5 protein-coding genes are annotated in these 8,319 nt (G+C 68.1%); 3 read left to right on the forward strand and 2 right to left on the reverse strand.

The window, feature by feature from the left end:
• Positions 1 to 2,663, forward strand: a 2,663-nt coding sequence (locus tag A5706_RS13665; RefSeq protein ID WP_068131389.1) for a condensation domain-containing protein, incomplete at its 5' end; no start/stop codon positions are given.
• Between the two features lie 41 nt (positions 2,664 to 2,704).
• Here the strand turns inward: A5706_RS13665 and A5706_RS13670 are convergent.
• Together A5706_RS13670 and A5706_RS13675 are read right to left on the reverse strand one after the other, a co-directional pair.
• Positions 2,705 to 3,379: an isoprenylcysteine carboxylmethyltransferase family protein gene (locus A5706_RS13670; RefSeq protein WP_068131391.1), complete on the reverse strand. Its 675-nt coding sequence runs from the start codon at positions 3,377 to 3,379 to the stop codon at positions 2,705 to 2,707.
• A gap of 203 nt (positions 3,380 to 3,582) precedes the next feature.
• Positions 3,583 to 3,840 carry a hypothetical protein gene (locus tag A5706_RS13675; RefSeq protein WP_068131394.1) on the reverse strand — a complete coding sequence of 86 codons (258 nt, stop codon included), beginning with the start codon at positions 3,838 to 3,840 and terminating at the stop codon, positions 3,583 to 3,585.
• A gap of 1,091 nt (positions 3,841 to 4,931) precedes the next feature.
• Between A5706_RS13675 and A5706_RS33005 the strand changes: the two genes are divergently transcribed.
• Together A5706_RS33005 and A5706_RS13685 are read left to right on the forward strand one after the other, a co-directional pair.
• Positions 4,932 to 7,385 carry a PE family protein gene (locus tag A5706_RS33005; protein ID WP_068131396.1) on the forward strand — a complete coding sequence of 818 codons (2,454 nt, stop codon included), beginning with the start codon at positions 4,932 to 4,934 and terminating at the stop codon, positions 7,383 to 7,385.
• 74 nt (positions 7,386 to 7,459) lie between these two features.
• Positions 7,460 to 8,319 (forward strand): 8-amino-7-oxononanoate synthase (locus A5706_RS13685; protein ID WP_068131398.1); only part of this gene is annotated, 860 nt, incomplete at its 3' end.

Below are 8,319 nucleotides of genomic sequence, written 5' to 3' on the forward strand. Positions count from 1 at the left end.
TGTCGTGGCGGATCCTGCTCGAGGACCTCAACCTGGCCTGGGCCCAGCACCGCGGCGGCCAGCAAGTGGTGCTGCCGGCGCCGCGAACGTCGTTCGCCCGGTGGGCGGCGCTGCTGGCCGAGCACGCCCACCGTCCCGAGGTGGTGGAGCAGGCGCGCGCCTGGCGGCAGATCGCCGCGCTGCCCGCGGCATTGCCGGCCGTGCAACCCGCCGTCGACACCTATGCGACCGCCGGGAACCTGTCGGTGGAACTCGACGCCGAGACGACCCGGATGCTGCTCGGCGAGGTGCCCGCGGCCTTCCACGCCGGCATCCACGAGATCTTGCTGATCGCGTTCGCCTTGGCGTGTGCCGAATTCCTGGGCACCGGCGGCGCGCCCGTCGTGATCGACGCCGAGGGTCACGGGCGCCAGGAGGAGCTGGACGCGGGCGTCGACCTGTCGCGCACGGTGGGGTGGTTCACCACCAAGTACCCCGTGGCCCTGGCGGTGGGCGGGCTGGACTGGGCGCAGGTCCTGGCCGGTGACGCAGGGCTGGGCGCGGTGATCAAAGACGCCAAGGAACAGCTTCGCGCCCTGCCGGACGGTCTGACCTACGGGATGCTGCGCTACCTGAACAGCGACGTCGACCTGGAGGGGCCCGACCCGACGATCGGGTTCAATTACCTCGGGCGGCTGGGCGCCGCGGCGACCGAGGTGTCCGGGGACATCTGGGAGATGCGCCAGGACGGCTGGTCGGTGACCGGCGTCGCCGCGGCGACGCCCATGCCGCTGATGCACACCGTCGAACTCAACGCGGGCACCCTGGACTCCGAAACCGGTCCGCGCCTGCGCGCGGGCTGGACGTGGGCCCCGTCGGCCCTGGATCAAGCGCGGGTCAGCCGGCTGAGCCGGCTGTGGTTCGACGCGCTGGCCGGCATCTGCGCGCACGTGCGCGGTGGTGGGGGCGGCTTGACGCCGTCGGATATCGCGCCCGCCCGGCTGACCCAACTGCAGATCGACGAGCTGGCGCGGCAATACCGCATCGCCGACGTGCTGCCGCTGACCCCGCTTCAGCAGGGGCTGCTGTTCCACGCCAGCACCGCCCAGGGCGGCGACGACGTCTACGCGGTGCAACTCGACGTCACGCTGAGCGGTCGACTCGACCAGCACCGCCTGCGCGACGCCGTGCACACCGTGGTCGCCCGCCACCCCAACCTGGCAGCCCGCTTCAGCGCGCGGTTCGACCAACCCGTGCAGATCATCCCGGCTGACCCCGTGGTTCCGTGGCGCTATATCGACCTCAGCGGGGGCGATGCGGACGTCGATGAGCAGATCCAGGAGGTCTGCGCCGCCGAACGCGCCGCCGTCTACGACTTGGCCGACCAGCCCGCCCTGCGGGTCGCGCTGATCCGCACCGGGCAAGACCGGCACCGGTTCGTGCTGACCAATCACCACATCGTGCTGGACGGGTGGTCGCTGCCGATCCTGCTGGGCGAACTGTTCGCCAGCTATTACGGCCAGCGGCTACCCGCGGCCGGTTCTTATCGCAGGTTTGTGTCGTGGCTGGCCGACCGTGACGTCGACGGCGCCCGCGCGGTGTGGCGCGAGATATTCGACGGCTTCGCCACCCCCACACTGGTGGGGCCGCCGGATTGGTTCGGGCTGGGCCGGCGCGGCGTTGCGTCGTTCCGGGTGCCCGAAGAGACCACCCGGGCGCTCGGCGAATTGGCGCGCACGCGGCACACCACCGTCAGCACCGCGCTGCAGGCCGCCTGGGCCCAGCTGCTGATGTGGCTGACCGGCCAGCGCGACGTCGCCTTCGGCGCCGTGGTCTCCGGCCGGCCGGCCGAGGTGCCCGGCGCGGACTCGATGGTCGGCCTGTTCATCAACACCGTGCCGGTGCGGGCGACCATCACGGGGGAGACCACCACCACCGACCTGCTGGATCAACTGCAAGGCGAACACAACCGCACGCTGGACCACCAGCACCTGGCGCTGAGCGAGGTCCACCGCGTCACCGGCCACGCAAGACTCTTCGACACCGTGTTCGTCTACGAGAACTACCCCGCCGATCCCGGCGCCTTGGCGGGGACCGACGGGTTGGCCATCACCGACATCGCCAACCGCGACTACTACCACTACCCGCTCACCGTTCAAGCGCTGCCGGGCCGGGAGTTGGAGCTGCATGTCCAATTCCGCGCGGACGTTTTCGAACCGGCCGACATCGAGGCGCTGATCGAGCGATTCCAGGAGACGCTGGTCGCCATGACCACCGGCCCGACGCGACCGTTGTCGTCGATCGAGGTGCGAGACGACGGGAAGCGTGCGCGACTGGACCGGTCGAGCCACCACGAAGCACCGACGGTGTCAGTAGCCGACCACAACCAGAACGGTAACGGCCACCATGCCCCCACCAGCCTCGTCGAGCAGATCTTGACCGGGATCTACGCGCAGGTACTCGGGGTGGACCACGTCGGAATCGACGAGTCGTTCTTCGACCTCGGCGGGGACTCGCTTGCCGCGATGCGAGCCACCGCCACGATCAACACGGCCCTTGACGCCAACCTCGAGGTGACCGCGCTGTTCGAGGCCCCCTCCGTCAGAGGCCTAGGCCAGCGGTTGGGCGGACACCCCTCCTCGGTCGAAGAAGTGCCGGCGGCGGGTCCGGCCAGCGACGCGTAAAGCCGAGCACGACGCATCTTCAGGAACGGCAGTTGCGGCTGCTACCACATCGACGGCACCAGGCGATAACGGACCTGCTGCGCGTACTCGTGGTAGCCGTCCAGCTCTTTTTTGAGTAGCTTCTCCTCGTCGCGGATGCGCGAGGTGAGCACGATCAGGCCGGTAACGACGAAGACGAGTCCCCAGTAAGAGCCGAGCGCAAGGGGTATGCCGACCATCATGATCACGTTCCCGCTGTACATCGGATGACGCACCAGCCGATACAGGCCGGTGGAGACGACTTGCTGGCCCGCCTGCACGCGGACGGTTGCGGCGGCATAGCTGTTCTGGATGATCACCAGCCCGACCACACCCAGTCCTGCGGCGACCAGAACATCGCCCACCAGGCAGATCGCCGTCGGCACCCGCGACCAACCGAAACGATGGTCAAGCGCGCTGACCACGACCATTGCGGCCAACGACAGGTACAAGCCCGCGATAAGGACCTTCTGCGCCATCCGCGTCTCGGCTGTCGGCCCCCCACGCATCCGAGCCTCGAGCGCAACCGGATTCGTCCGCTGCAAGTAGATGGTGGGCGCCCACGCCAGAACGGCGACCACTGCCAGAAAGACCCACGCTTGCCAGTAGTTGAACGTGCCCGCCGGAACGAACACCATCGAGCCGAACACGACAAGCTCGACGGAACCGAAAACCAACATCTTCGGAATGGTTTTCACCCGTACTCCTTCGTCCGGCAGCCACAACAGGCGCAGGACTGAAACTACCGCCGCTTGCCCAAAGCATGTGGGTGATTTGTCATCGCAGCACGCGGAGATCGCTTGCTTGGCTCACGGACCGCGATGCGGACGGTCGGGTACTGGTCGGTCAGCAGGGCCGGATGGAAAGTGCCCCTGCCGCGACCTTGCGGCCGGCGTCTGCGCTACCGGAAGGACGCAACACCCACCTTCGGCGGTATCGCCGTGGCGCATTCCGCGGGTGCGTCATCGCATGAACCGCCACGCCGCAGGTTCTCGATCGCCGCCAGCACCTGGCGGCCTACCGACATCTGGTACTCACGCAGGTATTGCACCCGGCGCGGGTCATCCTCCGCCAAGTGGTGGGTGAGCGGATGCTGCGTCTTCCAAACCGCGTCCTGCGCGGCTTCCCCCACGGCTACCAGAAAGTCGTCGTCTTCCATGCTCCCCCTCATGCGCCACACAACCTCTATTATCGGCAATTCTCCATCTAGTGTCGGGGTTTAGCAATTTTCTCGTCGGCATTTCGCTATTAAACTTCCGTCTGCTAAGAATGGATCCAGTAAACAATTTCAGGCGAGGATAACTACCGTCAGTTAACGACCTGGCATGCGGATATCCGGAACCGATCTCCTTGCATCCCAAAGCATCTGGTATCTAACCGCTGGGGATGAGGGATGGATGGTACGAATCCTTCGGTCCGCGAAGGGCAAACTCCATTGCGGAACCGCTTAGGGATTCGTGATGCAAATTGCGGTTTTCAGATGGGCCCTAGCCGGCCCGCTTTGGGCAAGCTAATGCAACCTCACGTGGAAAAGGGCGAAGTCGGGAAGGGTTTCCGAGGAACTCGGGAGGTCGCGGGGCCGGGCGATTGTCTCGACATACGCAACGCCCCGTCCCACTGTGCTCGACCGTCCGCTGGGGGGACATGCCCAATTGTGCTGACTGACAGGCACATTCGTGGACGATGCGGTGGGATTTGGCGGTCGATGCGCTACCGCCTCGTTGCGGTGAACGATCGGCTCCCGTGCGCCGGGCGCTGTTGGCGTCGAGGGACCAAAACGTCGCCGCCCCGGGGCCGTCGTTTGTGGCCGATCGGCGTTTCGCGCAATGTGAAGAACTTCGTCGGCCGTTATTAAACATGCGCAAAATACCAAAAGTAGTAGATCCTTTCTGCAATCGTGACTTAGGATGGATTAAGGCGAAAACAGATGACCGACGTTATGTGCCCCGATCGTCACGGGTGTGGCCGCAGTGTCCGCGGCCCATCCGCGGGAAGCCGCTGTGACCGGTCGGGTGCAGCCTCGGGGCGTCGGGTCGCCGTTGCGTGGCGGGGTGGGGCGGCAAGCGAGAATCGCCCGTCGCCGCTCGGTCGTAGTTTTGGACCCGCCGCAGCGTGCGTGGGTGGCCACCGGCGAGATCTGGAGAAACGTTGTAAGACGCGCGCCGAACACGGTACGTTTTCACTTTGCCAATTGGATTGTGATCGTCGTGTGGGGGCGTGCGGGCTCGCGGCGATTTGCGGAGGTCGGCGATGTCCTATCTGATCGCAGCGCCCGACATTTTCGTCGCGGCGGCGGCTGATGCGGCACGCATCGGCTCCTCGATCAGTGCTGCTAATTCGGCGGCGGCAGCTCAGACGACCCAAGTGGCGACGGCCGCCGGCGACGAGGTGTCGGCCGCGATCTCGTCGCTGTTTTCCGACGTCGGCGCGCAGTTTCAGGCCTTGAGCGCTGAGGCGGCGTCATTCCACGCGCAGTTCGTGCAGGCCCTGATTGGATCGGGGGGTAGCTACGCGGCTGCGGAGGCGGTCAACGTTTCGCCGTTGCTGCCAGCGCAAAGCGTGCCGGCGGCCATATTCCCCTACACCTTCTCGTGGCAGACCATCATCGACAACATCAACCTGGTCGGCGATACCTTCCTCGGGACCCCGCTCGTCGGTAACGGTGCGAATGGGACGGCTTCCAGCCCGAATGGCAAGCCGGGCGGGATCTTCTTCGGCAACGGCGGCAATGGTTGGAACTCGAATGTCCCCGGGGAGGCCGGCGGCAACGGCGGTAACGCCGGACTGGTGGGAAATGGTGGAAGTGGCGGGATCGGTGGGGCCGGCGCGAATGGTGGAAACGGTGGGAACGCCACCCTCCTAGGTAACGGCGGTATAGGCGGCCTCGGCGGCACCGGCCAGGCCGGGCTCTTCGGCGGTAACGGCGGAAACGGCGGACACGGCGGGGCCGGCGGGTTCCTCATCGGCGCCGGCGCGATCGGCGGGGACGGCGGGGCGGCTGCGGCGTCTGGCGGTAACGGCGGTAACGGCGGCACCGGTGGCGGCGCCGGCTGGTTCAACCTCGGCGGCCCGTTGGATTTCAAGGCACATCCCGGGAACGGGGGAATGGGTGGGAACAGCACGGTCGGCACCGGCGGCACCGGCGGAACCGGCGGTTCCGGGATTTATCTCGCCGGCAACGGCGGCAACGGCGGCAACGGCGTCATCGGCGGCAACGGCGGCAACGGCGGCTCGGTGTTCAATAACGATTTGGGAGGCTTCGCCGCGATCACCGGCGGTACCGGCGGGAACGGTGGAGCCGGCACCACCGGCGCCGGTGGCAACGCGGGCAACGGCGGGAACGCGTTTTTGGGTGGCTACAACTTCCTGCGTCCCTTCTATGTCGAGGCCGCGCAGAGCAATAACGCCCTCAACAGCATCTTGGCGTCCGTTCTCACGAACTACCTGAATGGCGGCACGGTCACCGGCGGATCCCCGGGACTGCCCGGAGTCGGGCTGGGCGGCATCGGTTCTCTGGGTTCGACAGGCCTGGCCATAAACATGATGTCCAACACCGGCCCGCCGTCCAACATCGGCCTAAATCTCGGCTCCTTCGGGCCCACGGGCACCGACCCGCTCGTCGGGAACAACCTGACCGACGTCGGAATCGTCATCAACGACGTGAAAGCGGCACTTGGGCAGCCCTTCATCCAACTGACGGGCGGCTTGATCGGCAACGGCGCTAACGGGACGGCGGCGCACCCCGATGGTTACAACGGCGGATGGCTGCTTGGCAACGGCGGAAACGGGGTTAACGGCGGCCGCGGGGGCAACGCCGGTTTCATCGGCAACGGCGGCAACGGCGGCGCCGGCGGGGCCGGCCAGGCCGGCGGGAATGGTGGGAACGCGCTATTTCTCGGAAACGGTGGGGCCGGCGGGGCCGGCGGGTCCAGTGGGCTTCTCGCCGGTGGTGCCGGCGGTAACGGCGGTAACGGCGGGTGGTTCGCCGGTAACGGCGGCCCCGGCGGCATCGGTGGCAATGCCACCGGTCTGGTGGGTAACGGTGGGGCCGGCGGGAACGGTGGCAGCGTCGGCTTTTTCGGGACGCCCGGCGACGGCGGCGCTGGCGGGACGAGTGCGGTTTTCACCGGTGGTGCCGGCGGGAACGGCGGGAACGGCGTCTCGATTGGCGGTAACGGTGGCCATGGTGGAGACGGGTTCCTGGGCGGCGGGCGCGGTGGTGACGGCGGGGGTGTGCTCGCGGACGGATTCGGGCTTTCCATCACCGCCGGGAACGGCGGCGACGGCGGGAATGGCACGGGGCCTTTGTCCACCGGCGGTGCGGGCGGCAACGGTGGTGACGCGGTTATGGGTAACTACCCCTTCACCACGGGTGGTGAGCGCACCTGGTTCTCCAACGCGCCAGTGATACTGAATGCCACCGCCGGCCACGGTGGTGCCGGTGGTAGCGGAAATCTGGGCGCCGGCGCCGGCGGCAACGGCGGCCTTGCCTTCGACTACGCCGGGGGAATAGCCACCGGGGGGGCCGGCGGAGCCGGCGGCGCCTTCACTGGCACGCTGGGCACCGGCGGCAGCGGTGGCAAGGGGGGCAACGCGTATGCCCTGCCCGGCGCGACGGCCACTGCCGGGTTAGGTGGTCCCGGCGGGCACGGCCCGACCCAAAACGGCTCCTCGGGTGCCAACGGTACTGCCAACACGCTGTAGCAAAATCGTCATCGGCCAGCCCCAACGCAAGGGCTGCGTCCGGGTCGTCGAACCAACTCGTAGGCTCTAAGGCCATGAACGCCTTCCCGCGGGCACCGATCGAGGTATCACCGCTGGCGTGGCTGGACGCGGTGGAGAAGCAGCGCCGCGAGGCCGGGCTGCGTCGCTCGCTGCGCCCGCGTCCCGCCGTCACGACCGAGCTGGACCTGGCTTCCAACGACTATCTCGGGCTGTCCCAGCACCCCGACGTGATCGAGGGCGGAGTTGCGGCGCTGCGCATGTGGGGCGCCGGGGCCACCGGCTCGCGCCTGGTCACCGGCGACACCGAGCTGCACGAGGAATTCGAGTCCGAGCTCGCCGACTTCGTCGGCGCCGCGTCGGGATTGCTGTTCTCCTCCGGATACACCGCCAACCTGGGGGCCGTCGTCGGCCTGTCCGGCCCCGGTTCGCTGCTGGTGTCCGACGCCCTTTCGCACGCCTCGCTGGTGGACGCGTGCCGGCTGTCGCGCGCGCGGGTGCAGGTGACGCCGCACCGCGACGTGACCGCCGTCGACGCGGCCCTCGGCTCCCGCGACGAGGAGCGCGCCGTCGTCATCACCGACTCCGTCTTCAGCGCCGACGGCTCGCTGGCCCCGGTGCGCGAACTCCACGAGGTGTGCCGCCGCCACCGCGCGCTGCTCATCGTCGACGAGGCGCACGGGCTCGGGGTGCGCGGCGGCGGGCGCGGGCTGCTGCACGAGCTCGGCCTCGCGGGCGCGCCCGACATCGTGATGACCACGACGCTGTCCAAGGCGCTCGGCAGCCAGGGCGGGGTGGTGCTCGGTCCGGCGGCGGTGCGCGCGCACCTGATCGACGCGGCCCGGCCGTTCATCTTCGACACCGGCCTGGCGCCGGCGGCGGTGGGCGCCGCGCGCGCCGCGCTGCGGGTGCTGCA

Origin of the sequence: Mycobacterium sp. E796, assembly GCF_001672815.1 — a bacterium.
In the GTDB taxonomy this organism is placed as follows: domain Bacteria; phylum Actinomycetota; class Actinomycetes; order Mycobacteriales; family Mycobacteriaceae; genus Mycobacterium.

Excerpts from the sequence above, each read along its gene's own strand:
- A5706_RS13675 (WP_068131394.1), bottom strand. The coding sequence starts at position 3,840 with ATGGAAGACGACGACTTTCTGGTAGCCGTGGGGGAAGCCGCGCAGGAC.
- A5706_RS33005 (WP_068131396.1), top strand. The coding sequence starts at position 4,932 with ATGTCCTATCTGATCGCAGCGCCCGACATTTTCGTCGCGGCGGCGGCT.